Source organism: Paeniroseomonas aquatica (assembly GCF_030409335.1).
GTDB lineage: Bacteria > Pseudomonadota > Alphaproteobacteria > Acetobacterales > Acetobacteraceae > Belnapia > Belnapia aquatica.
Genome location: NZ_JAUFPN010000059.1, coordinates 1 through 24,101, shown reverse-complemented (window position 1 = coordinate 24,101; position 24,101 = coordinate 1). Strand labels below are relative to the sequence as shown.

At 71.3% G+C, this 24,101-nt stretch carries 25 protein-coding genes and 1 other RNA gene; 18 read left to right on the top strand and 8 right to left on the bottom strand.

All coding sequences use genetic code 11. From position 1 onward, the window contains the following. The first annotated feature begins 14 nt into the window (after window positions 1-14). The 6 genes from QWZ14_RS06455 to urtE all read left to right on the top strand — a co-directional run bounded on the left by QWZ14_RS06455 (window position 15) and on the right by urtE (window position 6,589). Window positions 15-950 carry a DMT family transporter gene (locus QWZ14_RS06455; protein WP_290315807.1) on the top strand — a complete coding sequence of 312 codons (936 nt, stop codon included), beginning with the start codon at window positions 15-17 and terminating at the stop codon, window positions 948-950. 204 nt (window positions 951-1,154) lie between these two features. Next, the gene (urtA, locus tag QWZ14_RS06450; protein ID WP_408903641.1) at window positions 1,155-2,396 is read left to right on the top strand and encodes an urea ABC transporter substrate-binding protein; all 1,242 of its coding nucleotides are present in this window, start codon (window positions 1,155-1,157) and stop codon (window positions 2,394-2,396) included. Between the two features lie 49 nt (window positions 2,397-2,445). Then, complete coding sequence (urtB, locus tag QWZ14_RS06445; protein WP_290315806.1) at window positions 2,446-4,014, top strand: urea ABC transporter permease subunit UrtB; 1,569 nt, start codon at window positions 2,446-2,448, stop codon at window positions 4,012-4,014. Window positions 4,015-4,085: 71 nt separating this feature from the next. Then, window positions 4,086-5,105, top strand: coding sequence for an urea ABC transporter permease subunit UrtC (gene urtC, locus QWZ14_RS06440; RefSeq protein ID WP_456307225.1), 1,020 nt, complete (start codon window positions 4,086-4,088; stop codon window positions 5,103-5,105). Beyond that, complete coding sequence (urtD, locus tag QWZ14_RS06435; protein ID WP_290315804.1) at window positions 5,102-5,893, top strand: urea ABC transporter ATP-binding protein UrtD; 792 nt, start codon at window positions 5,102-5,104, stop codon at window positions 5,891-5,893. The genes urtC and urtD overlap by 4 nt, the downstream gene beginning before the upstream one ends. Before the next feature lie 3 nt (window positions 5,894-5,896). Further along, window positions 5,897-6,589 (top strand): urea ABC transporter ATP-binding subunit UrtE, encoded by a 693-nt coding sequence (gene urtE / locus QWZ14_RS06430; protein WP_290315803.1) that lies wholly within the window; start codon window positions 5,897-5,899, stop codon window positions 6,587-6,589. Window position 6,590: 1 nt separating this feature from the next. On the opposite strand, the gene QWZ14_RS06425 is transcribed toward urtE, so the two are convergent. Together QWZ14_RS06425 and QWZ14_RS06420 are read right to left on the bottom strand one after the other, a co-directional pair. Next, window positions 6,591-7,133 carry a GNAT family N-acetyltransferase gene (locus tag QWZ14_RS06425; protein ID WP_290315802.1) on the bottom strand — a complete coding sequence of 181 codons (543 nt, stop codon included), beginning with the start codon at window positions 7,131-7,133 and terminating at the stop codon, window positions 6,591-6,593. A 119-nt stretch (window positions 7,134-7,252) separates the two neighbouring features. Next, window positions 7,253-8,452, bottom strand: a complete 1,200-nt coding sequence (locus tag QWZ14_RS06420; protein WP_290315801.1) for an amidase — start codon at window positions 8,450-8,452, stop codon at window positions 7,253-7,255. 378 nt (window positions 8,453-8,830) lie between these two features. On the opposite strand from QWZ14_RS06420, the gene QWZ14_RS06415 reads away from it, so the two are divergent. The 4 genes from QWZ14_RS06415 to QWZ14_RS06400 all read left to right on the top strand — a co-directional run bounded on the left by QWZ14_RS06415 (window position 8,831) and on the right by QWZ14_RS06400 (window position 14,145). After that, entirely contained in the window at window positions 8,831-9,640 is an 810-nt protein-coding gene (locus QWZ14_RS06415) for a ferredoxin--NADP reductase (protein ID WP_290315800.1), read from the top strand. A gap of 506 nt (window positions 9,641-10,146) precedes the next feature. Then, entirely contained in the window at window positions 10,147-11,820 is a 1,674-nt protein-coding gene (locus tag QWZ14_RS06410) for an MFS transporter (RefSeq protein ID WP_290315799.1), read from the top strand. A gap of 94 nt (window positions 11,821-11,914) precedes the next feature. After that, a complete protein-coding gene (locus QWZ14_RS06405; protein WP_290315798.1) occupies window positions 11,915-13,813 on the top strand; it encodes an AMP-binding protein in 1,899 nt (632 codons plus the stop codon). A gap of 134 nt (window positions 13,814-13,947) precedes the next feature. Further along, the gene (locus tag QWZ14_RS06400; protein ID WP_290315797.1) at window positions 13,948-14,145 is read left to right on the top strand and encodes a hypothetical protein; all 198 of its coding nucleotides are present in this window, start codon (window positions 13,948-13,950) and stop codon (window positions 14,143-14,145) included. 47 nt (window positions 14,146-14,192) lie between these two features. Here the strand turns inward: QWZ14_RS06400 and QWZ14_RS06395 are convergent, their stop codons facing one another. From QWZ14_RS06395 to QWZ14_RS06375, 5 genes are all read right to left on the bottom strand, one after another. Beyond that, complete coding sequence (locus QWZ14_RS06395) at window positions 14,193-15,008, bottom strand: TIGR00282 family metallophosphoesterase (RefSeq protein ID WP_290315796.1); 816 nt, start codon at window positions 15,006-15,008, stop codon at window positions 14,193-14,195. Between the two features lie 4 nt (window positions 15,009-15,012). Then, the gene (locus QWZ14_RS06390) at window positions 15,013-15,606 is read right to left on the bottom strand and encodes a 5-formyltetrahydrofolate cyclo-ligase (protein WP_290315795.1); all 594 of its coding nucleotides are present in this window, start codon (window positions 15,604-15,606) and stop codon (window positions 15,013-15,015) included. Next, a non-coding RNA gene (ssrS, locus tag QWZ14_RS06385) (6S RNA) lies at window positions 15,593-15,747 on the bottom strand. Before ssrS ends, QWZ14_RS06390 begins: the two co-directional genes overlap by 14 nt. A gap of 107 nt (window positions 15,748-15,854) precedes the next feature. Continuing rightward, complete coding sequence (locus tag QWZ14_RS06380; protein WP_290315794.1) at window positions 15,855-16,181, bottom strand: cell division protein ZapA; 327 nt, start codon at window positions 16,179-16,181, stop codon at window positions 15,855-15,857. A gap of 10 nt (window positions 16,182-16,191) precedes the next feature. Then, window positions 16,192-16,425: a hypothetical protein gene (locus tag QWZ14_RS06375; protein ID WP_290315793.1), complete on the bottom strand. Its 234-nt coding sequence runs from the start codon at window positions 16,423-16,425 to the stop codon at window positions 16,192-16,194. Window positions 16,426-16,569: 144 nt separating this feature from the next. Between QWZ14_RS06375 and QWZ14_RS06370 the strand changes: the two genes are divergently transcribed. The 5 genes from QWZ14_RS06370 (at window position 16,570) to QWZ14_RS06350 (ending at window position 20,261) form a co-directional block, all read left to right on the top strand. Then, window positions 16,570-17,031 (top strand): hypothetical protein, encoded by a 462-nt coding sequence (locus QWZ14_RS06370; protein WP_290315792.1) that lies wholly within the window; start codon window positions 16,570-16,572, stop codon window positions 17,029-17,031. A gap of 62 nt (window positions 17,032-17,093) precedes the next feature. Further along, on the top strand, window positions 17,094-18,020 hold the full coding sequence (locus tag QWZ14_RS06365) for a class I fructose-bisphosphate aldolase (RefSeq protein ID WP_290315791.1): 927 nt from the start codon (window positions 17,094-17,096) through the stop codon (window positions 18,018-18,020). Between the two features lie 67 nt (window positions 18,021-18,087). Further along, window positions 18,088-18,732 carry a thiamine phosphate synthase gene (gene thiE, locus QWZ14_RS06360; protein WP_290315790.1) on the top strand — a complete coding sequence of 215 codons (645 nt, stop codon included), beginning with the start codon at window positions 18,088-18,090 and terminating at the stop codon, window positions 18,730-18,732. Then, window positions 18,733-19,530, top strand: a complete 798-nt coding sequence (locus tag QWZ14_RS06355) for a metallophosphoesterase (protein WP_290315789.1) — start codon at window positions 18,733-18,735, stop codon at window positions 19,528-19,530. After that, window positions 19,530-20,261 (top strand): FkbM family methyltransferase, encoded by a 732-nt coding sequence (locus QWZ14_RS06350; RefSeq protein WP_290315787.1) that lies wholly within the window; start codon window positions 19,530-19,532, stop codon window positions 20,259-20,261. Before QWZ14_RS06355 ends, QWZ14_RS06350 begins: the two co-directional genes overlap by 1 nt. On the opposite strand, the gene epmA is transcribed toward QWZ14_RS06350, so the two are convergent. Beyond that, window positions 20,230-21,255 (bottom strand): EF-P lysine aminoacylase EpmA, encoded by a 1,026-nt coding sequence (epmA, locus tag QWZ14_RS06345; RefSeq protein ID WP_290315786.1) that lies wholly within the window; start codon window positions 21,253-21,255, stop codon window positions 20,230-20,232. The two genes, QWZ14_RS06350 and epmA, sit on opposite strands and share 32 nt — an antisense overlap. A 38-nt stretch (window positions 21,256-21,293) precedes the next feature. Here epmA and QWZ14_RS06340 point away from each other — a divergent pair, with 38 nt between their 5' ends. The 3 genes from QWZ14_RS06340 to QWZ14_RS06330 all read left to right on the top strand — a co-directional run bounded on the left by QWZ14_RS06340 (window position 21,294) and on the right by QWZ14_RS06330 (window position 23,852). Further along, the gene (locus QWZ14_RS06340; protein ID WP_290315785.1) at window positions 21,294-22,268 is read left to right on the top strand and encodes a lysine-2,3-aminomutase-like protein; all 975 of its coding nucleotides are present in this window, start codon (window positions 21,294-21,296) and stop codon (window positions 22,266-22,268) included. Between the two features lie 111 nt (window positions 22,269-22,379). After that, window positions 22,380-22,949: an elongation factor P gene (gene efp, locus QWZ14_RS06335; RefSeq protein WP_290315784.1), complete on the top strand. Its 570-nt coding sequence runs from the start codon at window positions 22,380-22,382 to the stop codon at window positions 22,947-22,949. 48 nt (window positions 22,950-22,997) lie between these two features. Beyond that, window positions 22,998-23,852, top strand: a complete 855-nt coding sequence (locus QWZ14_RS06330; RefSeq protein ID WP_290315783.1) for an inositol monophosphatase family protein — start codon at window positions 22,998-23,000, stop codon at window positions 23,850-23,852. Window positions 23,853-24,101 lie beyond the last annotated feature (249 nt).

The following is a 24,101-nucleotide window of genomic DNA, read 5'->3' as shown; positions in this document are numbered from 1 at the left end:
CCGCAGGCTGCGCCATGCCCGAGTCACCGCGCGCCACGACCGGCGGAGCCCTGCCGCCCCGGGCGGTCGCCGTCATGCTCCTGCTCTGCCTGGTCTGGGGACTGAACCTGGTCGCCATCAAGCTCGGCAATGCCGGCATCCCGCCGGTGCTGCAGGCCGGGCTGCGGTCGGTCATCGCCACCGCGGTGCTGTTCGGCTGGTGCGCCTGGCGGGGCGGCGGCATCGGCGCCGCGCTTGGCCCCTGGCGGCAGGACGGCAGCCTGCTGCCCGGGGTGGCGGCGGGGCTGCTCTTCACCCTCGAGTTCGTCGCCCTCTTCATCGGGGTCGGCCTCACCACCGCCTCCCGCGCCGTGGTCTTCCTCTATGGCGCGCCCTTCTTCGTGGCGCTGGGGGCGCATTGGCTGATCCCGGACGACCGGCTGACCCGGGCCAAGGCGGTCGGGCTGCTGGTCGCCTTCGGCGGGCTGGTGCTGGCCTTCGCCGAGGGGCTGCGGGCGCCGGCCGGGGATGCGGCGCTGCTCGGCGACCTGCTGTGCCTGCTGGGCGGGGCGCTCTGGGGGGCGACGACGGTGCTGGTGAAGGCCTCGCGGCTGCGGGCCTCGCCGCCGGTGACGGTGCTGCTCTACCAGCTTGTCGTCTCGGCGCCGCTGCTGCTGCTGGCCTCCTGGGCGCTGGGCGAGACCTGGCGGATCGTGCCGACGCCGCTGGTACTGGGGGCGCTGGCCTACCAGGGGATCGGCATCGCCGGGGTCAGCTACGCCGCCTGGTTCTGGCTGGTCTCGCGCCACTCGGCCTCGCGCTTGGCCGCCTTCAGCGTGCTGACGCCGATCTTCGGCGTGCTGGCGGGCTGGCTGCTGATGGGGGACCGGCTGGGCAGCCTGTTCGGCGCGGCGGTGGCGCTGGTGGCGCTGGGCCTCTGGCTGGTGAACCGGCCGGCGCGGCCGGGGTAAGGGCGGCGGACCCGGCCCGCTTCGCTGCGACGCAACATGCGTCGCTTCCTGGCACGGCTGCCTGTTTTTTGAGCGGAAAGAATCGGCGCCGGCGCGGTGCAGGCCGGCAACCGTTTGGCACGCATCTCGCAACGCCGCTTCGCATCCGAACGCCCGGCAAGGGTGACGCGGCTGCTTGCCGCCAACAGGAAGGAAAAATCGGTGATTTCGAACGCCTCCCGTTTCACCCGGCGCGCGACGCTCGGCGGCCTCGGCGCCGCCCTCGCCCTGCCCTATGTCAAGCCCTCCTTCGCGCAATCGGCGCCGATCAAGGTCGGCGTGCTGCATTCGCTCTCGGGCACCATGGCGATCAGCGAGACGGCGCTGCGCGATACCGTGCTGATGATGGTCGAATACGCCAACAGCAAGGGCGGCGTGCTCGGCCGCCGGCTGGAAGCCGTGGTGGTCGACCCCGCCTCCAACTGGCCGCTGTTCGCCGAGAAGGCGCGGGAGCTGCTGGCCGTCCACAAGGTGGACGTGACCTTCGGCTGCTGGACCTCGGTCTCCCGCAAATCGGTGCTGCCGGTCTTCGAGGAGCTGAACGGGTTGCTCTTCTACCCCGTCCAGTACGAGGGCGAGGAGGAGAGCAAGAACATCTTCTACACCGGCGCCGCGCCGAACCAGCAGGCGATCCCGGCGGTTGAGTACCTGATGTCGAAGGACGGCGGCGAGGCCAAGCGCATCGCCCTCCTTGGCACCGACTACGTCTATCCCCGCACCACCAACCGGATCCTGCGCGGCTTCCTGAAGTCGAAGGGCATCGCCGATGCCGACATCATGGAGGAATACACCCCCTTCGGTCATTCCGACTGGCAGGGCATCGTGGCACGGGTAAAGCGCTTCGCCGGCGAGGGCAAGAAGACCGCCATCGTCTCCACCATCAACGGCGATGCCAACGTCCCCTTCTACCGCGAGCTCGGCAACCAGGGGATCAAGGCCGAGGACATCCCCTGCGTCGCCTTCAGCGTGGGCGAGGAGGAGCTGGCCGGCATCGACACCAAGCCGCTGGTCGGGCACCTCGCTGCCTGGAACTACTTCATGTCCACGCCGGGGAAGCCGAACGAGGAGTTCAAGGCGCTCTGGCAGTCCTACATCAAGAACCCGAAGCGGGTGACCAATGACCCGATGGAGGCCACCTACACCGGCTTCCGGATGTGGATGCAGGCCGCCGAGAAGGCCAAGTCCACCGCGGTCGCCGCCGTCACCCCGGCGCTGATCGGGCAGAAGCTGATGGCGCCCTGCGGCTACGAGGAGGAGATGCTGGCGAACCACCACCTCTCGAAGCCGGTGCTGATCGGCGAGATCCAGGCCGATGGCCAGATCACCACGGTCTGGAAGACCCCGGATGCGGTGAAGGCCGAGAATTGGTCGACGTACATTCCGGAGAACGCCAACCGCCGTCGGTAAGCATGTGGGGCGGCGCCGCGGTCGCGGCGCCGCTGGTCCGAAGGGCATTATGGAAAAACTCATTGCAGGACTCCTGCTGCTGCTGGTGCTGGCCTTGCCGGCCCGGGCGCAGGACGCATTCACCACCGCCCTGCCCGGACTGGCCGGCGGCTTCAGTGAGGCGGCGGCGGCGGTGGAGCAGTTGGGCGCCTCGGCGGATCCCCGCGCCCTGCCGGTGCTGCGCGCCATGGCCGAGGGCCGCCTGCAGAAGACGCCGGAGGGGGCGCTGCGCGTCCCGCAGGGGGATGGCTTCGTCGACCCCGCGACCGGGCAGCCGGCCGATGCGGCGGGCGCCGAGACGGTGCGGCTGAACAACCGGGTGCGCCAGGCGTTGCGCGGGGCGCTCGGGCAATTGCAGATCATCTCGCCTGATGCGGGCGAGCGGCTGGCCGCCGCCGAGGGCGTGTTCCGCAGCCGCAGCGCCGCCAACGTGCCGCTGCTGGAGGCGGCGCTGGCGAAGGAGACGGTGCCGCGCATCCGCGAGCAGATGGAACTCGCCCTCGCCGCCTCACAGCTCGTCGGCACCGAGGCCGAGGGCAAGCGCAGCGCCATCGCCCGGCTGGGCTCGGCGGGCACCACCGAGGCGCGGGCGCTGCTGATCGAGGCGCGGATCGCCAATCCGGATATGGCGACGGCGATCGATGTCTCGCTCGCCGCCATCGAGCAGACGCTGGCGATCCGCCGGGCGGCGGAGACGCTGTTCCAGGGGCTCAGCCTCGGCTCGGTCCTGCTGCTGGCGGCGCTGGGGCTGGCCGTCACCTTCGGCGTCATGGGCGTGATCAACATGGCGCATGGCGAGTTCGTCATGCTCGGCGCCTACGCGACCTTCATGGTGCAGGAGGCCTGCCGCGGCATTCCCTGGCTGGCGCCCTGGTCCCTGCCCCTTGCGGTGCCGGCGGCCTTCCTGCTGGCAGCGGCGGCGGGGGCGATCCTCGAGCGCGGGCTGATCCGGCACCTGTACGGCCGGCCGCTCGAGACGCTGCTGATGACCTTCGGCGTCGGCATGATCCTGCAGCAGGCGGTCCGCAGCATCTTCGGGGCGCAGAACCGGGAGGTGACCTCGCCGGCCTGGATGCAGGGCACGATGATGTTGCCGGGCGGCATCGCGGTGACGCAGAACCGCATGTGGATCATCGTCTTCGGCATCGCCGTGCTGCTGCTGGTGATCGCCGCCATCCGCTACACCCGCTTCGGCCTCGAGATGCGGGCGGTGGTGCAGAACCGCCGCATCGCGGCGACCATGGGCATCCGCACCGGCCGCGTCGATGCGCTGACCTTCGCCTTCGGGTCGGGCATCGCCGGCATGGCGGGGGTGGCGCTGAGCCAGATCGACAATGTCTCGCCCAACCTCGGCACCGGCTACATCATCGACAGCTTCATGGTGGTGGTCTTCGGCGGCGTCGGCTCGCTGGCCGGGACGCTGGTGGGGGCGCTCACCCTCGGCGTCGTCAACAAGGTGCTGGAGCCCTACGCGGGCGCGGTGCTCGCCAAGGTCTTCGTGCTGGTGGCCATCATGCTGTTCATCCAGCGCCGCCCGCGCGGATTGTTCGCACTCAAGGGACGGGCCGCGGAATCATGAGCGCCTCCCTCGCCGCCCCTGCCCCGGCCGGCGCCGGCCGCATGACCCTGCGGCTGGTGCTGATCGGCGCGATGCTGGTCCTCGCCATGCTGCCGGTGCTGAACCGGCTGCCGCCGGACAGCGCGCTCCATGTCTCGGACTTCATCGTCAGCATCACCGGCAAGTGGATCACCTATGCCATCCTCGCCCTGGCGATCGATCTGGCCTGGGGCTATGCCGGCATCCTCTCGCTCGGGCACGGCGCCTTCTTCGCGCTCGGCGGCTACGCGATCGGGATGCACCTCATGCGGCTGATCGGGCCGCGCGGGGTCTATGGGCATCCGACCCTGCCGGATTTCATGGTCTTCCTCGGCTACCGGGAATTGCCCTGGTACTGGCTGGGCTTCGAGCATTTTCCCTTCGCCATCCTGATGGCGATGGCGGTGCCTGGGCTGCTGGCCGGGGTGGTCGGCTACCTCGCCTTCCGCAGCCGGATCACCGGCGTCTACCTCTCGATCATCACCCAGGCCATGACCTATGCGCTGATGCTGGCCTTCTTCCGCAACGACATGGGCTTCGGCGGCAACAACGGCTTCACCGACTTCAAGGAGTTGCTGGGCATGCCGCTGAACACCCCCTCGGCCCGCAGCACGCTGTTCTACGCCTCGCTCCTGCTGCTGCTGGGCTCGCTCTGGGTCTGCGGCCGGGTGACGCGGTCGAAGCTCGGCCGGGTGCTGGTGGCGATCCGCGACGCCGAGAGCCGGACCCGCTTCCTCGGCTACGACGTGACGCAGCACAAGCTCTTCGTCTTCGTGCTCTCGGCCATGATCGCCGGGCTGGCCGGGGCGCTGTATGTGCCGCAGGTCGGCATCATCAATCCCGGCGAGTTCAGCCCGGGCAACAGCATCGAGGCGGTGATCTGGGTGGCGGTCGGCGGGCGGGGCACGCTGGTGGGGGCGCTGCTCGGCGCCTTCTCGGTCAATGCGCTGAAGACCTGGCTGACCACCGTGGCGCCGGACCTCTGGCTCTTCGCCCTCGGCGGGTTGTTCGTCGCGGTGACGCTGTTCCTGCCGCGCGGCCTGATCGGCCTGTTCCAGAAGGAGCGGAGATGAGCGCGACCGAACTCGCGGCCGGGGCGCCGCACCCGCCCCGCGGCCAGGCCGTGCCCGATGCGGTGCTCTACCTCGACGGCGTCTCGGTCGTCTTCGACGGCTTCCGGGCGCTGAACAACCTCTCGCTCATCGTCGAGGCGGGCGAGCTGCGCGCCATCATCGGCCCGAACGGCGCGGGCAAGACCACCATGATGGATGTCATCACCGGCAAGACCCGGCCGACCGCGGGGGTGGTGCGCTTCCACGACCACGACCTGACCAGGCTGGACGAGGCGACCATCGCCAACCTCGGCATCGGGCGGAAATTCCAGAAGCCGACGATGTTCGATGCGCTGACCGTCTTCGAGAACCTCGAGCTGGCACTGAAGGCGCCACGCGGGCCGTTTTCCTGCCTGCGCTGGGTGCTCGACCGGACATCCCGCCAGAAGATCGAGTCGACGATGGCGGAGGTCGGGCTGACGGCGCGGGCGCATGACCGCGCCGGGGTGCTCAGCCACGGCCAGCGGCAATGGCTGGAGATCGGCATGCTGCTGATGCAGGACCCGGAGCTGCTGCTGGTGGATGAGCCGGTGGCGGGCATGACCGACCAGGAGACCGAGCATACCGCGGCGCTGCTGGTCCGCATCGCCGGCGCCCGCAGCGTCGTCGTCGTCGAGCACGACCTGGAGTTCGTCCGGGCGCTGGGCTCCAAGGTGACGGTGCTCTGCGAGGGGTCGATGCTGTCCGAGGGCAGCATCGACCATGTGCAGAACGACCCGCGGGTCATCGAAGTCTATCTGGGGCGCTGAACCATGCTGCGGGTAGAGAACATCGACCTGTCCTACGGCGCCTCGCGCTGCCTCCGCGGAGTCTCGCTCGAGGCCGACCCCGGGCGCATCACCTGCGTGCTCGGGCGGAACGGCGTCGGCAAATCCTCGCTCATGCGGGCGATCGTCGGGCTGGAGAAGGTGCAGTCCGGCCGCATCCTGTGGGAAGGCAAGGACATCGCCCGCATGGCCCCGGCGGAACGCGCACGGGCCGGCATCGGCTACGTGCCGCAGGGGCGGGAGATCTTTCCCTTCCTGACGGTGCAGGAGAACCTCGAGACCGCGCTGGCAGCGGCGCCGCGCGGCGCCCGGGTGCCGGAGGAGATCTTCGTGCTCTTCCCCATCCTCAAGCAGTTCCTGGCGCGGCGGGGCGGCGACCTCTCGGGCGGGCAGCAGCAGCAGCTGGCGATCGGCCGGGCGCTGACGGCGCGGCCGCGATTGCTGATATTGGACGAGCCGACCGAGGGCATCCAGCCCAACGTCATCAAGGACATCGCCCGCATCATCCGCCTGCTGGCGCGGGAGAAGACGCTGGCGGTGGTGCTGGTGGAGCAATACTACGAATTCGCCCGCGACCTGGCGGACCGGATCGCGGTGATGGTGCGCGGGGAGGTGGCGCTTGGCGGCCCGGTCGGGGAGCTCGAGGACGAGGCGGTGCGGAAGCTGCTGACCGTCTAGCTCACTCGCCAGAATCGCCGGGCACGTCGCGGTCGGCCAGGCCGATGCCGCGCTGCATGAAGACGAGGTCGACCCAGCGGCCGAACTTCAGCCCCGCCGAGCGCAGCACCCCCGCCTGGCGGAAGCCGAGCGAGAGATGCAGGCCGATCGAGCCGACGTTGTCGCTGTCGCCGATGAGGGCGAACATCTGGCGGAAGCCGGCCTCCGTGGCACGCTGCAGCAGCGCCGCCACCAGCGCCTTGCCGACCCCCTGCCCGCGCACGTTGTCGCGGACGTAGATGCTGTCCTCGGCGGTGAAGCGGAAGGCGGAGCGGTCGCGGAACTGGGTGTAGTAGGCGAAGCCGACGATGCCCTGGCCCTCGTCGCCCTCCGCCTCGGCCACCAGCCAGGCCCAGCCGCTGTCCTGCACCTTCTCCAGGCGCTCGGCCATCATCGCCTGGTCGGGTGGCACCTCCTCGAAGGTGCCGGCGCCGTGCAGGACGTGGTGGGCGTAGATGGCGGTGATCGCCGGCAGATCCGGCGGCCCGGCATCACGGATGATCATGCAGCATCCCTCGGTGGACAGCGGCTTGCGGTGTCCCCCGTCCTAACCGGCAGTGGCCGCCGGCACAAGCGAGGTGCGCCGGGCGCGGGCCGCCCCCGCCGCCGTGCCGGCCCGGATGCTCAGCCGGCCCGGCCGAGCGCCGCGGCCAGCCGCCCCGCCAGGGCCAGCAGCGCCCGGTCCCGCCCGGCGGCGGTGACCAGCGAAAGCCCGACCGGCGTACCCTCGGCCCGGCCCAGCGGCAGCGACACCTCCGGCAGGCCGCAGAGGCCGGCGATGGCGGTGACGCCCATGCTGCGCTCCCGCACGGCATTCTGCTCCGCCAGGGAGGCGTCCAGCTTCGGTGCCGGAACCGGGGAGGTCGGGTAGGCCAGCACCGCGCCGCCGGCGAGCAACGCCTGCAGCCGCGCCCGGAAGGCGCGGCGGAAGCTGCGGCCAGCCGCGGCCTTGCCCGGGTCCATGGCGCGGGCGGCGGCGAATCGCTCGCCGACGCCGGGGCCGAAGGCGGGCCGGGTCGCCTCGACCCAGCTGCCGAGGGTGGCCCAGGCCTCCTCGGCCTGCACGCAGCGGAAATGCTCGTAAAGGGTGCCGAGGCCCTCGGGCGCCACATCGACCCAGACGGCGCGGCCGAGCAGGGTCTCCAGCACCAGCATCGGCTCGGCCAGGGCGACGACGGTGGCAGGGGCGGCGTTGATCCAGGCCTCGTTGGCCTTCAGCAGCGGGCCGAGGGCCGGGGCACCGGCATCCTCCGGCAGCAGCACCTCGCCGACCCGGGCCAGCACCGCGGGATCGCGGGCGAACCAGCCGGGGGTGTCGAAGCTCGGGCCGAGGCCGCGGGCGCCGGCGAGGCTGATGGCGCCCCAGCTCGGCCGGATGCCGAAGACGCCGCAATAGCTGGCGGGGATGCGGACAGAGCCGCCGGTGTCCGAGCCCAGGGCGAAGTCGACCAGACCGGCGGCGACGGCGGCGGCCGAGCCGCAGGAGGAGCCGCCGGGGAAGCGATCGGGCGCCGCCGGGTTCAGCGGGGTGCCGTACCAGACATTCTCGCCGGTCAGGCCATAGGCCAGCTCGACCGTCTTGGTCTTGCCGCACAGGCTCGCGCCCGCCTCGAGGAGGGATCGCACCACCGGGGCGGTGGCGGCGGCCGGCGGGTTGGTCCGGGCCCAGTCGGGGTTGCCATAGGTGGTGGGGTGGCCGGCGACGTCGAAGAGATCCTTGACCGCGAAGCCCAGCCCGGCGAGGGGGCCGCCGGCGGCGCCGGCGACCGCGGCCCGGCAACCCGGCACGAAGGCGCCGGCGGTATCGTTCAGCCAATCGGGCATGAGGCCTTCGGTTCCATGGTTGGGGTTGCAGCCCAGGGCCGGCACCTGGCGCCTTCGGCCAAAGCCTGGCCAGGCCGTGCCCGACCGCGGAGGACCAGACGCGACGAACGGTCCAATGATGGTGCTGCGCCCCGCGCCGGCCGTCTGTACGGCAGATGACACAGATGCCCGGAATGCATCCTGCGGCACCCCGATCGAAATTTCCGAAACCCTCGGTAAACCCAAGATTTTGCGGCGCAACCCGATCCCGGCCGGCACCGCAGCCGTTGGTCAATTTCCTGTTACAACGAATGCCGGGGTCGACGCGCCCTGGACGCATGCCGCGGCCGCGCCGGAAGCGGTTGCACTTTCCGCCGCAGCGCAGCATCTAGCTGGGCCATGGACGCCCTCGCCCCCCGCCCGAAGCCGACGATCCCGCCCGCCTTCTTCGGCGAGACGGTCACCTGGGTCCACCACTGGACCGATCGCCTCTTCAGCTTCCGCTGCACCCGCGACCCGACCTTCCGCTTCGTCGCCGGCCAGTTCGCTATGATCGGCCTGATGGTCGAGGGCAAGCCGCTGGTGCGGGCCTATTCGGTGGTGAGCCCGCCCTGGGACGAGGAACTCGAGTTCCTCTCGATCAAGGTGCAGAACGGGCCGCTGACCTCGCGGCTGCAGCACATCAAGCTCGGCGACACGGTGCTGATCGGCAGGAAGCCGACCGGGACGCTGCTGACCGAGAACCTGCTGCCGGGCAAGACGCTCTGGCTGCTGGCGACCGGCACCGGCCTCGCGCCCTTCATGTCCCTCATCCGCGAGCCGGATGTCTACGAGCGCTACGAGCATGTCGTGGTCGCCCATACCGTGCGCGAGGTGAAGGAGCTGGCCTACCGGGAGATCATCAGCAAGGAGCTGCCGGAGCACGAGTTCCTCGGCGAGATGCTGCGCGACAAGCTGCTCTACTACCCGAGCGTGACGCGGGAGCCCTTCCCCACCCAGGGGCGGATCACCACCCTGCTCGAATCCGGCAAGGTCTGCACCGACCTCGGCCTGCCGCCGCTCTCGGCCGAGCATGACCGGGTGATGCTCTGCGGGTCCGAGGCGATGAATGCGGATGTGAAGGCGCTGCTGGAAGCGCGCGGCTTCACCGAGGGGTCCAACAACAGCCCCGGCACCTATGTGGTCGAGAAGGCCTTCGTGACCAAATAGGCGGCAGCGGCGGCGGCGGTCCGTCGCCCCACGGCCACAGGCGGCGGAAAAACCCGCCTTCCTCCGGCCGGAATGACTATCGCGTCATAATTCGTCCATTTTGCCCTGGCGCAATGCGCCGGGGCGAGGGGCATGCGCGACCCTGGCCCCGGGCCGGTGGCCGCCCGGCACCTGCGCCCGGCAAGGGGCTTTCGAGCGCCCTCGGGCGCGGTCCGGGCGGGGCCGCCGGGCGGCTGGGCATTTCCGTTGCACGGCGCACCCCGTTCCTCGCGGCGAACGGCAAATTCTTGCCTATCGATAAACGTTTTGTCATCTTCTTAATAGTTGAGCTTGGCGGCGACCTTCCGGACATTGCGTTCCAGGAGGGAAATCAGTGCGCCAGGGCCGTCAGGTCCCGCTGCCACGGCTCTCCGGCGTGACGTCAACCCGGTGCCATCTGGCCGGGAGAAGGGCAGGAAATGAGCGCATATACGGCATCGTCGCTTGAGGCGGCAAAGACCCGGTCCATGACCAAGGAAGAGCGGAAGGTCATCATCGCCTCCTCGCTCGGCACCGTCTTCGAATGGTACGACTTCTACCTGTTCGGCTCGCTGGCGGTGGTCATCGGGGCGAATTTCTTCAACCCGCTCGGCGCCGACGGCCAGCCGATGTTCAACGAGGCGACGCGCAACATCTTCGCGCTGCTCGCCTTCGCCGCCGGCTTCCTGGTGCGGCCCTTCGGCGCCCTGGTCTTCGGCCGGCTCGGCGACCTGGTCGGGCGGAAGTACACCTTCCTCGTCACCATCCTCATCATGGGCACCTCGACCTTCGTGGTCGGCATCCTGCCCACCTCGGCCGACATCGGCATCTCGGCCGCGGTCATCCTCATCATCCTGCGGATGCTCCAGGGCCTGGCGCTGGGCGGCGAATACGGCGGCGCGGCGACCTACGTGGCCGAGCATGCGCCGCAGGGCCGGCGCGGCTTCTACACCAGCTTCATCCAGATCACCGCGACGGCGGGGCTGTTCCTGTCGCTGCTGGTGATCCTGTTCACCCAGCTCGCGGTCGGCGACGCGAACTTCAAGGCCTGGGGCTGGCGCATCCCCTTCCTCGTCTCGGTCCTGCTGCTCGGCATCTCGGTCTGGATCCGCCTCCAGATGGAGGAGAGCCCGGCCTTCGTGAAGATGAAGGCGGAGGGCACCGGCTCCAAGGCGCCGATCGGCGAGGCCTTCGGCCAGTGGAAGAACGCCAAGGTCGCCCTGCTGGCGCTGGTCGGGCTGACCATGGGCCAGGCGGTGGTCTGGTACACCGGGCAGTTCTACGCGCTGTTCTTCATGGGCAGCGTGCTGAAGGTGGACGGCTTCACCACCAACATGCTGATCGCCTGGTCGCTGCTGCTGGGCTCGGGCGGCTTCGTGCTGTTCGGCTGGCTGTCCGACAAGATCGGCCGCAAGCCGATCATCCTCGGCGGCTGCCTGCTGGCGGCGCTGACCTACTTCCCGCTGTTCAAGCTCATGAGCGCGGAGGCCAATCCGGCCCTGCACAAGGCGCATTCCGAGATCTCGGTCCAGGTGGTCGCGGACAAGTCGAGCTGCTCCTTCCAGTTCAACCCGACCGGCACGGCGAAGTTCAACCAGCCCTGCGACGTGGCCAAGGCGGCGCTGGCGCGCGCTTCCGTCAACTACACGGTCGAGGAAGCCCCGGCGGGGAGCATCGCCGCGGTGCGCATCCAGGGCGCGGCGCCGATCCCGGCGGATTCGCCGACCTTCGCGCGTGACCTCGGCGCGGCGCTGACCGCGGCGGGCTACCCGGCGGCCTCCAACCCCTCGGTCGTGAAGATGTCGAGCCCCTTCGACATCTTCCGCGAACAGCCGGCGGTGCTGATCGGCATCCTGACGATCCTGGTGATCTACGTGACCATGGTCTACGGCCCGATCGCCGCGGCGCTGGTCGAGCTCTTCCCGACCCGCATCCGCTACACCTCCATGTCGCTGCCCTACCACATCGGCAACGGCTGGTTCGGCGGGCTGCTGCCGGCGACGGCCTTCGCCATGATCGCCCAGACCGGCGATGTCTACTACGGGCTCTGGTATCCCATCGTCATCGCCCTGATCACCGTGGTGGTCGGCGCGCTCTTCGTGCCGGAAACCAAGAACGTCGATATCTTCTCCGAGGATGGCGCCGGCTCCAGCCGGCGCTGAACCCCGGCGACGCAGGCAAGGCGCCGGGGGAGACCCTGGCGCCTTTTCCATGTCCGGCGCACCTTGCCGCCAAAACCAGACGGGGAGCGACACCATGACGGGCTATGACGCCACCTATGCGGCCTGGCGGGCGGCGCCGGAGGACTACTGGCGCGCCGCGGCACGGGGGATCGACTGGGACCGGGCGCCGGAGCGGATCTTCGACCCCGCCGCCGGCGTCTATGGCCGCTGGTTCCCCGATGCCCGGCTCAATACCTGCCACAACGCGGTCGACCGGCATGTGGCGGCGGGACGCGGCGGCCAGCCGGCCATCATCCACGACAGCCCGGTCACCGGCCGGGTCGAGACCCTCACCTATGCCCGGCTGCTGGAGCGGGTCTCGAAGCTGGCCGGGGCGCTGGCGGCGCTCGGCGTCGGCCAGGGCGACCGGGTGGTGATCTACCTGCCGATGGTGCTGGAAGCCCCCGTCGCCATGCTCGCCTGCGCCCGGCTGGGCGCGGTGCATTCGGTGGTCTTCGGCGGCTTCGCCGCGGCCGAGCTGGCGGCGCGGATCGCCGATGCCCGGCCCAAGGTCGTCATCAGCGCCTCCTGCGGGCTCGAGCCCAAGGGGAGCGAGGTCCGGGTCATCGCCTACAAGCCGCTGCTGGACGCGGCGATCGCGCTGTCGCCGCACAAGCCGTTGGGCTGCCTGATCCTGCAGCGGCCCGAGCTGGCCTGCGACCTGACCCCCGGGCGGGACCAGGACCTGCTGGCGGCGGAGGCGGCGGCGGCGGCGCACGCCTGCGTGCCCGTCGCGGCGACCGACCCGCTGTATATCCTCTATACCAGCGGCACCACCGGCAAGCCGAAGGGCATCGTCCGCGACAACGGCGGGCATGCGGTCGCGCTGCACAACTCCATGGCCATGCTCTACGGCGTCGGGCCGGGGGATGTGATGTTCACCGCCTCCGACGTCGGCTGGGTGGTCGGGCATTCCTACATCGTCTATGCGCCGCTGCTGGTCGGCGCGACCACCGTCGTCTACGAGGGCAAGCCGGTGGGCACGCCGGATGCCGGCGCCTTCTGGCGGGTCTGCGCCGAGCACAAGGTGAAGGCCTTCTTCACCGCCCCCACCGCCATCCGCGCCATCAAGCGGGAGGATGCCGAGGGCAGGCTCTTCGCCACCTACGACCTCTCGCGGCTCGAGGCGCTGTTTCTGGCCGGCGAGCGCTGCGATCCGCCGACCGCGGAATGGGCGGCGGCGATGCTGGGCAAGCCGGTGATCGACCATTGGTGGCAGACCGAGACGGGCTGGGCCATCACCGGCAATTTTCGCGGCATGGGGCTGTTCCCGGCCCGATTCGGCAGCGGCGGCAAGCCCTCACCCGGCTACGAGGTCGCGGCGCTGGACGAGGCGGGGCAGCCGCTGCCGGCCGGGCAGACCGGGACCCTGGCGATCCGCCTGCCCTTGCCGCCGGGTTGCCTGGCGACCCTGTGGCATGCCGACGACCGCTGCCGCGAGGCCTACCTCGAGGCCTTCCCCGGCTGGTACAACACCTCCGACGCCGGGGTGGTGGACGCCGAGGGCTATGTCTCCGTCATGTCCCGCACCGACGACATCATCAACGTCGCCGGCCACCGGCTGAGCACCGGGGCGATGGAGGAGGTGCTGGCGGCGCACCCGGACGTGGCGGAATGCGCGGTCGTGGGCGTGAAGGACAGCCTGAAGGGCCAGGTGCCACTGGGCCTGGTGGTGGTGAAGGCGGGAATCACCAAGACCGAGGCGGATCTGGCGCGCGAGCTGGTCGCCCTGGTGCGCGACCGCATCGGGCCGGTGGCGGCCTTCCGGGATGCGCGGATCGTCTCCCGCCTGCCGAAGACCCGCAGCGGCAAGATCCTGCGGGCCACGCTTCGGAAGATCGCGGATGGCGAGGCGTATGTGGTGCCGCCGACGATCGACGATCCGACGATCCTGGAGGAGATGCAGGGGACCCTGGCGGCGCTGGTGAAGTAGGGAAGGTCGGGGAGAAGGCATTCTCCCGTTGGACGCATGCGTCCAACCCCTCATCGGTTTTTCTGCGTTGGACGTGGGGGCAACCAGGATTTTCGGGGCGCGTTGGCGGGGGCATCAGCAGAGAGGGCGCCGCCATGAGCGACAAGACATCCGGCAAGCCGGGCACCGATCCGACCGCGCCGGACAACGAGGACGACCGCGCCGCGGGCACGATCGACAACCCGGTCTCGCCCGGTGAGGTCCAGCCCGGCGAGATGGGCGAAGCCGCCGCCGCCCGCGGTGGCCCCGTCGACATCACCCCGACCCGCAAGCACCCCCTGCGCGACGAATAGACATAGATGAAGGGTCCGGGGAGATTACCTTCTCCCCGGCCTTTGCCTTATGCCGCCGGCATCACCTGCGACAACCGCCCCCCGACCCGCAACGGCTCGATCCGCGTCGCCAGCCCGGTCGCGTCGCTCGTCTCGACGAACACCCCGCACACCGTCGCCTCGCCCTCCGCCGGCGCCAGCTTCTCGCCGGGCATCTTGCGCCAGAAGCGCAGCGCCGCGCCGCCCTTCTGCATGCCGATAACGCTGTCGTAGTCGCCGCACATGCCGGCGTCCGACTGGAAGGCGGTGCCGCCCGGCAGGATCTGGTGGTCGGCGGTCGGCACATGGGTGTGGGTGCCGACGACGAAGCTCACCAGCCCGTCGAAGCTGTGGCCGAAGGCGCATTTCTCGCTGCTGGCCTCGGCATGGACGTCGATGACGGAGGCATGGATGGTCCCGCCCAGGCGGTGCTTCTGGATCTCGGCCTGGACCGCGCGGAAGGGGTCGTCGAGCGGGTCCATGAAGAGCCGGCCCATCACCTGCACGACCAGCGCGCGGCGGTTGCCGGGGACATCCACGACCACGGCGCCGCGGCCGGGGGTGCCCGGCGGGAAATTCGCCGGGCGGAGGATGCGCGGCTCCTGCTCCATGTAGGGGATGATCTCCTTGCGGTCCCAGCTGTGGTTGCCGAGGGTGATCACGTCGGCCCCGGCGGCGAGGAAGGCGCGCGCCATGTCGGGGGCCAGGCCGAAGCCGTGGCTGGCATTCTCGCCGTTCACGATGACCAGGTCGGCGCGGAGCTTGGCCTTCAGGCCCGGCAGGGCGGCGGTCAGCGCGTCCCGGCCGGAGCGGCCGACGACATCGCCGAGGAACAGGATTCTCAACCGATCAGGCCCCGCATGCGATCACACCTTGTTCCGTCGCCACCTGCCGCAGGCGGAAGTCGAGCGGCCCGGCCGGCACCTCGACCGCCTCCTGGGCGGCATAGGCGCAACCCATTGCCACGGCATGGGGCAGCATGGCCAGGGTCCGGTCGTAGTAGCCGCCGCCGTAGCCGAGCCGCCTGCCGGCCCGGTCGAAGGCCAGCAGCGGCACCAGCAGCCAGTCGGGCGCGAGCTCCTCGCCCGTGGCGGGCTGGCGCGTGCCCATGGGGCCGGCGGCGAGCGGATCGCCCCAGGCCCAGCGACGGAAGCGCAGGGGCTGGCCGCGCCTCGGGGTGACCGGCAGCACCAGGCGGTGACCGCGGACCTCGAGCGCCTGGAGCAGCGGGCGGGTGTCGATTTCCTGGCCCATGGGCCAGAAGCCGGCGATCACGGCGCCGGCCGGGGGCGGCGCCTCGGCCAGCAGCCGTTCGGCGAGCCGGGCGCCCAGCGCCGGGTCGCAGCCGGCGCGGCGGGCGAGGGCCGCGCGCCGGGCCTCGGCCTTCCGCCCGGCCAGCAGCTCGGGGCAGAGGTTGGCGTCGTCTGAGTGCGGAGCCACCATGGCCGTTGGCGTCTCATCCTCCCAAGGCCTGCGTGAGCAGGTGGGCACCGGGTACCCGGACCAAGATCCGGACAGAGCCAGCTCCCTGAGGATGCTTATTGGCCCTGGGGATGTGTAACCTGACGCACCGGGCAGCCCCGCCCCTGCCATATAGGGGGCCCGGGGCGGCGGGGCTAGGCCCCGCTTCGGGGTATGGCGGCGGTGGGGCTAGACCCCACCGCGGGGCATGACGGCGGCGGCCGGCCCCGTCAGGCGTGGTCCAGGGTCTGCGCCAGGCCCTCGATCCGCTCGGCGATGCGGGCCAGCCGTTCCGCCAGCTGGGGATCTCCCGCCGCGCCGCCGGGCTGGCCCGATTTCAGCCGCTGGAGCTCGCCGCGCATGTCGCCGCCCTCGTCGGCCAGCAGCAGCGCCACGTGGAGCAGCATGCGCGCCTCGGAGAACTGCCCGCCCATGCCGCGGATGAGCTTGACCTTGTCCTCGATCTGGGCGGCGAGGGCGGCGACGTGGTGCTCCTCGCCATCCTTGCAGCCGATGGTATGGCTATAGCCGTTGACCCGGACGGTGACCTGCCCCACGCGCTGCTCCTCAGTCCGTCTCGCTCGGCGCGGGGCGCAACTCCTCCGCGAGGGCGACGCGCAGCCGGGCGATGGTCGCATCCAGCCGCTCCGCCATGGCGGCGACCTCGGCGCGGGGCACCGTCTCGGAATCCTCGCGGCCGGTCACGGCACGGGGCCGGGCGACGGCCTGGGCCAGGCGCTCGACCGCCGCCTCAAGCCGTGCCGCCGCCATCGCCATCGGGTCCCTTGCGCCGTCGCTCATGCCGCCCCTGCCAGATGGTAGCCCGAATGGCCGGGCAGCGCGCTGGACGCCCCTGCCCCGGCATGCTGGAAGCCTTCGCATGCGCGCCGGAGCGGGTCAACGGCTCGCGCGGGGACCAATAGGAATGCGCGACGGGACAGGCGCATGACGGCAGCGGACGGCCCAGCGGAGGCGGGACTCGCGCCCGCCGTGGTGGTGCACGGGCTGGCGGAGGCGCGGGCCGCGCTGGCCCTGGCCGGGCCGGCCGGGGTGGTGCTGCTCTCGGCGCCGGGGGCGGCGGGCAGCCTGGGGCCGGGCTGGTTCCAGGCGATCGTCGCCGCCGCCCGGGCGGCGCATCCGGCGGTGCCCTGCCGGGCGGTGCTCGACTGCGCCGATGCGCCGGGCCACGCGCTGGCGGCCTTCCGCGCCGGCATCGCCACGGTGGTGCTGGACCCGGCCTGCCCGGCCTTCGCCGCGGTGGCGGGCGCGGCGGCGGCCTGCGGCGCCCGGGTCTGGCCGGCGCGGCCGCCGGCGCTCGACCTCGGCCCGCTCGGGGTCGCCGGCTGGGCGGCGGGAAAATGCCGCGGCCGGGACAAGCTGTCGGCATGGTTACGCCCGGCCGGGTGACAGCCGGGCAACCTCGCGCTACAGGACGGCATCCGCCAGATACCGGCTCAAAAGGGAATCCCATGAAGCTGACGCAGAAGGTCCAGGAGATCCTTTCCTGGTACGAGAGCGACAATCCCGGCACCAAGGGCAACCTCGCCCGCATCCTGATGGAAGGCAAGCTGGGCGGCACCGGCCGCATGGTGATCCTGCCGGTCGACCAGGGCTTCGAGCACGGCCCGGCCCGCAGCTTCGCGCCGAACCCGGCGGCCTATGACCCGCGCTACCACTTCGAGCTGGCGATCGAGGCCGGGCTGAACGCCTATGCCGCGCCGCTCGGCATGATCGAGGCCGGCGCCAGCACCTTCGCCGGCGCCATCCCGACCATCCTGAAGGTGAACAGCAGCAACAGCCTGTCCACCACCAAGGACCAGGCCGTGACCGCCACCGTCTCCGACGCGCTGCGCCTCGGCTGCGCCGCCATCGGCTTCACCATCTACCCCGGCTCCGAATACCAGTTCGAGATGATGGAGGAGCTGCGCGAGCTCGCCGCCGAGGCCAAGGCCGCCGGCCTCGCCGTGGTGGTCTGGTCCTATCCGCGCGGCCCGAACCTCGACAAGGTCGCCGAGACCGCTCTCGACATCTGCGCCTATGCCGCGCACATGGCGGCGCTCTGCGGCGCCCACATCATCAAGGTGAAGCCGCCGACCGAGGCGATCAGCTTCGAGGCGGCGAAGAAGACCTACGAGAAGTCGCCGGTGCCGAACCTCGGCGAGCTGTCCGGCCGGATCACCCATATCGTGCAGGCCTGCTTCGGCGGCCGCCGGCTGGTGGTCTTCTCGGGCGGCGAATCCGGCACCGTCGAGAGCATGATGGCCATGGCGCGCGGCATCCACGCCGGCGGCGGCAACGGCTCCATCATCGGCCGCAACACCTTCCAGCGGCCGAAGGCCGAGGCGCTGCAGCTGCTCTCCGACATCATCGGCATCTACCAGAAGCCGGCCGGCTGATCGGCGGGAAGCGCCCGGCCGCGGCCGGGCGCTTCCCAAACCGCCGGTCCCGCGCCAGATAGGGCGCATGGACCCTGATTGCCGGCTGTATCTCATCACCCCCCCCGTATTGCCGCCGCGCTTCGCCTGGCAGCTCGCCCAGGCGCTCGACGCCGGGGATGTCGCCAGCCTGCAATTGCGGCTGAAGGATGCGACGCCGGACGAGGTCCGGCGGGCCATCGAGGAACTCATGCCCATCGCCCAGGCGCGCGATGTGGCCTTCCTGCTGAACGACGACGCGGCGCTGGCGGCCGAGATGGGCTGCGACGGCGCGCATCTCGGGCAATCCGACGGCGACCACGTCGCGGCGCGGGCCCTGCTGAAGGACCGCATCCTCGGCATCACCTGCCACGGCAGCCGCCACCTGGCGATGCGGGCGGGCGAGCAGGGCGCCGACTACGTCGCCTTCGGCGCCTTCTTCCCGACGGCCACCAAGGAGGTCTCCGAGGCGGCCGAGATGGAGGTGCTGGAGTGGTGGTCGGAGGTCTTCGAGGTGCCCTCGGTCGCCATCGGCGGCATCACGGCGGCCAATTGCGCGCCGCTGGTCCAGGCGGGGGCCAATTTCCTGGCGGTGGTCGGCGCGGTCTGGAACCATCCGGAAGGACCGGCGGCCGGGGTGAAGGCGATGAACCAGGCGATCGCGGCGGCCGGCGCCATGGCAGCGGAGGATTGAATGTTCAGCGCCGGGGATTGGATCGCGGCACCCATCGAGACCGCCGGCGAGACGGTCTTCGCGGTGGGGGACGTGCATGGCTGCACCCCGCTGCTCGAGGCCATGCTGGCGGGGATCGAAGGGCTGCTGCCGGTGGCGGCGCCGCGGCTGGTCTTCCTCGGCGACATGATCGACCGCGGGCCGGATGGCATCGGCACCCTGCGGCGCTGGGCCAGGGCCGAGCCGGTGCCGGGGATCGCCCGGGTGGACCGGCTGCTGGGCAACCATGAGCAGATGCTGCTGCTGGCCGCGCGCGGGGATGCCGCGGCGCGCGACCTCTGGCTCTCGCTGAACGGCGAGACGATGCTGGGCGAGCTGCAGGCCGCGAGCGGGCGGCTGGGACAGGTGCCGGATGCGGCGATGCTGCGGGCGGCGCTGGGCCAGCGGACGGAAGCGGCGCTGGGGAAGCTGATCTCCCACGTCCAGGTCGGCAACCTGCTGCTGGTGCATGCCGGGCTGGACCCGGCGCAGGACCGGGACGCCTTCCTGGCGCTGCCCTGGGACGACATCGCGCTGCGGCCGAAGCACTGGGCCTGGATCACCGGCGGCTTCCTCGATTGGAAGGACGGCTTCGGCGGGACGGTGGTGGTGCATGGGCATACCCCGCCGGCCAAGCAGCGGCCCTTCACCGGGCTGGAGGACCCGCATGTGCTGGCGGAGGGGCGGCTGAACCTCGATGGCGGCAGCGCCGTCACGGGCGTGGTCGCCGCGGCGCAGCTCGAGACGGGACGCTACCGGGTGCTGCGGGCCGCCGCCTAGTGGACGAGATCGGCTTCCACCGCTGCCTCCACCGGCCCGGCACCCTGCTCGACGTCGGCGCGCATGATGGCGGCTTCACCCTGCCGCTGGCCGCCCTCCCCGGCGCCCGCGTGCTGGCCTTCGAGCCGCTGCCGGCAAGCTTCGCCCGGCTGCGGGCGGCGGTGGCGGGCCTTACCAACGTCACCATCCGCGAGGAGGCACTGGGGGACGCGGCCGGCGAGGCGGTGCTGCGCCTGCCGGTGGTCGACGGCGTCCCGAACGAGCAATGGGCCAGCATGGCCAAGGACTACGCCGGGCACGGGCCACGCGTGGCGGAACAGCGCGTCACCGTGCCGCTGCGGCGGCTGGACGAGTTCGGCCTCGAGGACCTGACGGCGGTGAAGCTCGATGCCGAGGGCGCCGAGTACGAGGTGCTGCGCGGCGGGCGGGAGACGCTGCTGCGCTGCCGCCCGGTGCTCTCGATCGAGATCGAGGAGCGGCACCGGATGGGCGCCACCTGGGCGGTGCCGGCCTACCTCGATGCCCTGGGCTACGACGGCTTCTGGGAGCACTGGGACGAGTGGCGGCCGATGGCGGGCTTCGACCGCGCCTCCATGCAGGTGGCGAGCGCGGACCCGACGGTGTTTGCCGCCTCGGACCCCTATGTCTTCGTCTTCTACTTCCTGCCGCGGGAGAGCAGCGACGGGATGCTGGCCAAGCTCAGAACTGGGGCAGCCACAGCACGTCGCTGATCGACCGCGCGCCGCTGGCCAGCATCGCCAGCCGGTCGAAGCCGAGGGCGATGCCGCTGCCGGCGGGCATGCCGTGCTCCAGCGCGGCGAGGAAATCCTCGTCGACATCCCAGCCCTCGCCGGGATGCAGCGCCCGGCGGGCGGCGACGTCGGCGACGAAGCGGGCGCGCTGCTCGGCGGCGTCGGTCAGTTCGTCGAAGGCATTGGCCAATTCGAGGCCGGCGGCGAAGAGCTCGAAGCGCAGGGCGGCGCGGGGGTCGGCGGGGTCGCGCCGGGCCAGCGCGGCCTGAGGCGCCGGCCAATGGGTGAGGAAGGTGGCGCGGTCGCGGCCGAGGTTGGGCTCCACCCGTTCGAGCAGCAGGCGGAAGAAGAGATCCTCCCACCCCTCGCCCTCCCGCGGCGGGATGCCGATGGCGGCCGCCGCGGCGCCGAGGGCGGCGGCGTCGCCCTCGGTTGCCAGGATGTCGAGGCCGTTGCACCAGCGGTGGAAGGCCTCGGCCATGGTCAGGCGTTCGAAGGGCAGGCGCAAGTTGGTGGTGGTGTCGCCATGGGTGACGTGCCTGGGGCAGACGGCACGGATGAAGGCTTCGGTCTGGTCCATCAGCCCGGCCAGGGACAGGCCCGGGGCGTACCATTCCAGCATGGTGAATTCGGGGGCATGGCGCGGGCTGGCCTCGCCGTTGCGCCAGACCCGGGCCAGCTCGAAGACCGGGCCGGCGCCGGCGACCAGCAGGCGCTTCAGGGCCAGCTCGGGCGAGGTGCGGAGCCAGAGGGTGCGGGGCTCGCCGATGCCGAGGTGGGGGATGAACTCGCTGCGGAAGGCGTGGAGGTGGACCTCCATGCCGGGCACCGGGACCAGGCTCGGGGTCTCCACCTCGGTGAAGCCATGCCCGGTGAAGAAGGCGCGGGTCGCGGCGGTCAGGGTGGCGCGGCGGCGGAGAAAGGGCAGCCGGTTCGCCAGGCTTTCGGGGTGCCAGTTCGGGAGGGAGGCCATTGCCGCCGATCATGCCAGGGATTAGCCACGGCCGCATCATGGCACCCCGCACGCTCCGCTCCGCCGAAGACCTCCATGCCGCCGGGCTGATCCCCGCGGCGGCGCTGGCCGCGGCCGGCCGGGTCGGCGCCCGCTACAGCATCGCGGTGACGCCGGCGGTCGCCGGGCTGATCGACCGCGCCGACCCGGCCGACCCGATCGCCCGGCAATACGTCCCGGATGCGGCGGAGCTGGTGACGGCGCCGCACGAAAGCGCCGACCCGACCGCCGACGCGCCCTTCACGCCCCTGCCGGGGGTGGTCCACCGCTACCCCGACCGGGCGCTGCTGAAGCCGCTGCTGGCCTGCCCGGTCTATTGCCGCTTCTGCTTCCGGCGGGAGGCGGTGGGGCCGGATGGCGGGGTGCTGGGCGAGGCCGAGCTGGAGGCGGCGCTCGGCTGGTTCGCGCGGACGCCGGCGGTGCGGGAGGCGATCCTGACCGGGGGCGACCCGCTGATGCTCTCGGCCCGGCGCTTAGGGGAGATCCTGCGGCGGCTGGCCGCGATCCCGCATATCGAGCTGCTGCGGATCCATAGCCGGGTGCCGGTCGCGGCGCCGGGGCTGGTGACGGCAGCGATGGCGGCGGCCCTCGACCTGGGCAAGCCGCTGTACCTCTGCGTCCATGCCAACCACGCGCGGGAATTCTCGGCCGAGGCGCAGGCGGCGCTGCGGCGGCTGCATGGGGCGGGGGTGGTGCTGCTCGGGCAGAGCGTGCTGCTGCGCGGGGTGAACGACAGCGAGGCGGCGCTCGAGGATCTGTTCCGGGCCATGCTGCGGGCCCGGGTGAAGCCGTATTACCTGCACCAGCTGGATGCGGCGCCGGGGACGGCGCGCTTCGCGGTGCCGGTGGCCGAAGGCCGAGCCCTGCTGCGGGGGCTGCGACGGCGGGTGACGGGGCTCGCCTGGCCGACCTATGTGCAGGAGACGCCGGGCGGCGGCGGCAAGGTGCCGCTGGGGCCGGTCTTCGAGGCCTGACCACGGAAGGTTGCCACTTTCCGTCTTCGCTATTACACCCGGCCACCCAACGCGCCGGCTCCGCCGGGGCGCCATCGCTCATTCACCTCACCACACGGCAGGTCCCGCCCCATGGCAAAGATGCAAGCCAACCAGATGCGTGCCGGCATGGTCATCGAATTCGAGGGCCAGCGCTACACCATCCTCAAGCAGAACATCATGATCCCGGGCAAGGGCAACGCGATCATCCAGGTCGACATGCGCAACATCAAGACGGGGTCGAAGAAGGACCAGCGCTGGCGCACCGCGGACGTGGTCGAGCGGTTGATGACCGAGGATAAGGAATTCACCTATTCCTATGCCGAGGGCGACACGCTGATCCTGATGGATCCGGAGACCTACGAGCAGACGACGGTGCCGAAGGACATCCTCGGCGACCGCCTGCCCTTCCTGGTCGAGAACATGACCGTCAACGTCCGCCTGATCGAGAGCGAGCCGGTGGCGATGACCCTGCCGGAGCAGGTGACGCTCGAGGTGGTCGAGGCCGATCCGGTGGTGAAGGGGCAGACCGCCACCTCCTCCTACAAGCCGGCGATGCTCTCGAACGGCATCAAGACCATGGTGCCGCCCTTCGTGACCACCGGCGAGCGGGTCGTGGTCAAGACCGAGGACGCCTCCTACGTGGAACGCGCCAAGAGCTGACGCGCCAGCCCCGCCCCCGCCTGGCCGCCATTTACTAAGGACCGCATCTTGGCCCCCTCCTCGCCCCGCCTCTCTCCCGCCCTCAACGTCGTCGTCTCGGCGGTCCAGAAGGCGGGCCGCCGCCTGCTGCGCGACTTCGCCGAGGTCGAGCAGCTGCAGGTCTCGGCCAAGGGCCCGGGGGATTTCGTTTCGGCCGCCGACATCCGGGCGGAGGAATCCCTCCGCGCCGACCTCGGCCGGGCGCGCCCGGGCTTCGCCTTCCTGATGGAGGAGAGCGGCGCGCACGGGTCGGCGGACTGGGAGTGGCGCTGGGTGGTCGATCCGCTGGACGGCACCAGCAACTTCCTGCACGGCATCCCGCACTGGGCGATCAGCGTCGGGATCGAGAAGCGGATCGATGCCCAGCGTTCCGAGATCGTCGCCGGGGTGATCTACAACCCGGCGGCGAACGAGATGTTCTGGGCAGAGAAGGGCGTCGGCGCCTTCCTCAACGACCGCCGCCTGCGCGTCTCCGGCCGCCGCGACATGCGGGAGGCGCTCTTCGCCACCGGCATCCCCTTCGCCGCCGCGCCGCGTCGGGCCGAATTCAGCCACACCCTGTCGAAGCTGATGCCGCAGGTCGCCGGCGTCCGCCGCTTCGGCGCCGCGGCGCTCGACCTCGCCTGGGTCGCCGCCGGCCGCTACGACGGCTACTGGGAGCTGAACCTGAACAAGTGGGACATGGCGGCGGGGCTGATCATGGTGAAGGAGGCCGGCGGCTTCGTCACCGACCCCGAGGGCGGCGACGCCTATGCCGAGGGCAATGTCGTCGCCGGCAACCAGGCGCTGCACGGCAAGCTGCGCGACGTGGTGGTCGAGGGAATCGCCGCCGCCGAGGCCGGGCGCACTCGCCAGCAAGGCTGATCGCGCAAGACCCCGCGAAACCCGACGTAGTGCCATGGACGCCGCCCGCCACGCTGGCCTAGTTTGCTCCGCGTGACGAATGCCCTGAAATTGCTGTGCCTGCTGGGGGCCGCCCTGGCGCTTCCCACGGCTCCGGCCACTGGCCAGACCCTGGCTGCCGAACGGGCTGCGCCGGCCCGCGCCCGGGCGGCACCGGCCGCACCGGCGCGCCCGCCCGCCCGGCCGGCCGCCCGCCGGCGCACGGCGCCC

What these genes read in the sequence shown, in the direction of transcription:
- QWZ14_RS06355 (WP_290315789.1), top strand. Translation starts at nt 18,733, where the DNA reads ATGTTCAGCGCCGGGGATTGGATCGCGGCACCCATCGAGACCGCCGGC.
- QWZ14_RS06420 (WP_290315801.1), bottom strand. Translation starts at nt 8,452, where the DNA reads ATGCCCGATTGGCTGAACGATACCGCCGGCGCCTTCGTGCCGGGTTGC.
- QWZ14_RS06405 (WP_290315798.1), top strand. Translation starts at nt 11,915, where the DNA reads ATGACGGGCTATGACGCCACCTATGCGGCCTGGCGGGCGGCGCCGGAG.
- QWZ14_RS06375 (WP_290315793.1), bottom strand. Translation starts at nt 16,425, where the DNA reads ATGAGCGACGGCGCAAGGGACCCGATGGCGATGGCGGCGGCACGGCTT.
- urtC (WP_456307225.1), top strand. Translation starts at nt 4,086, where the DNA reads ATGCTGGTCCTCGCCATGCTGCCGGTGCTGAACCGGCTGCCGCCGGAC.
- urtD (WP_290315804.1), top strand. Translation starts at nt 5,102, where the DNA reads ATGAGCGCGACCGAACTCGCGGCCGGGGCGCCGCACCCGCCCCGCGGC.
- thiE (WP_290315790.1), top strand. Translation starts at nt 18,088, where the DNA reads ATGGACCCTGATTGCCGGCTGTATCTCATCACCCCCCCCGTATTGCCG.
- QWZ14_RS06455 (WP_290315807.1), top strand. Translation starts at nt 15, where the DNA reads ATGCCCGAGTCACCGCGCGCCACGACCGGCGGAGCCCTGCCGCCCCGG.
- urtB (WP_290315806.1), top strand. Translation starts at nt 2,446, where the DNA reads ATGGAAAAACTCATTGCAGGACTCCTGCTGCTGCTGGTGCTGGCCTTG.
- QWZ14_RS06400 (WP_290315797.1), top strand. Translation starts at nt 13,948, where the DNA reads ATGAGCGACAAGACATCCGGCAAGCCGGGCACCGATCCGACCGCGCCG.
- epmA (WP_290315786.1), bottom strand. Translation starts at nt 21,255, where the DNA reads ATGGCCTCCCTCCCGAACTGGCACCCCGAAAGCCTGGCGAACCGGCTG.
- QWZ14_RS06415 (WP_290315800.1), top strand. Translation starts at nt 8,831, where the DNA reads ATGGACGCCCTCGCCCCCCGCCCGAAGCCGACGATCCCGCCCGCCTTC.
- efp (WP_290315784.1), top strand. Translation starts at nt 22,380, where the DNA reads ATGGCAAAGATGCAAGCCAACCAGATGCGTGCCGGCATGGTCATCGAA.
- QWZ14_RS06365 (WP_290315791.1), top strand. Translation starts at nt 17,094, where the DNA reads ATGAAGCTGACGCAGAAGGTCCAGGAGATCCTTTCCTGGTACGAGAGC.
- QWZ14_RS06390 (WP_290315795.1), bottom strand. Translation starts at nt 15,606, where the DNA reads ATGGTGGCTCCGCACTCAGACGACGCCAACCTCTGCCCCGAGCTGCTG.
- QWZ14_RS06340 (WP_290315785.1), top strand. Translation starts at nt 21,294, where the DNA reads ATGGCACCCCGCACGCTCCGCTCCGCCGAAGACCTCCATGCCGCCGGG.
- QWZ14_RS06410 (WP_290315799.1), top strand. Translation starts at nt 10,147, where the DNA reads ATGACCAAGGAAGAGCGGAAGGTCATCATCGCCTCCTCGCTCGGCACC.
- QWZ14_RS06370 (WP_290315792.1), top strand. Translation starts at nt 16,570, where the DNA reads ATGACGGCAGCGGACGGCCCAGCGGAGGCGGGACTCGCGCCCGCCGTG.
- urtE (WP_290315803.1), top strand. Translation starts at nt 5,897, where the DNA reads ATGCTGCGGGTAGAGAACATCGACCTGTCCTACGGCGCCTCGCGCTGC.
- QWZ14_RS06425 (WP_290315802.1), bottom strand. Translation starts at nt 7,133, where the DNA reads ATGATCATCCGTGATGCCGGGCCGCCGGATCTGCCGGCGATCACCGCC.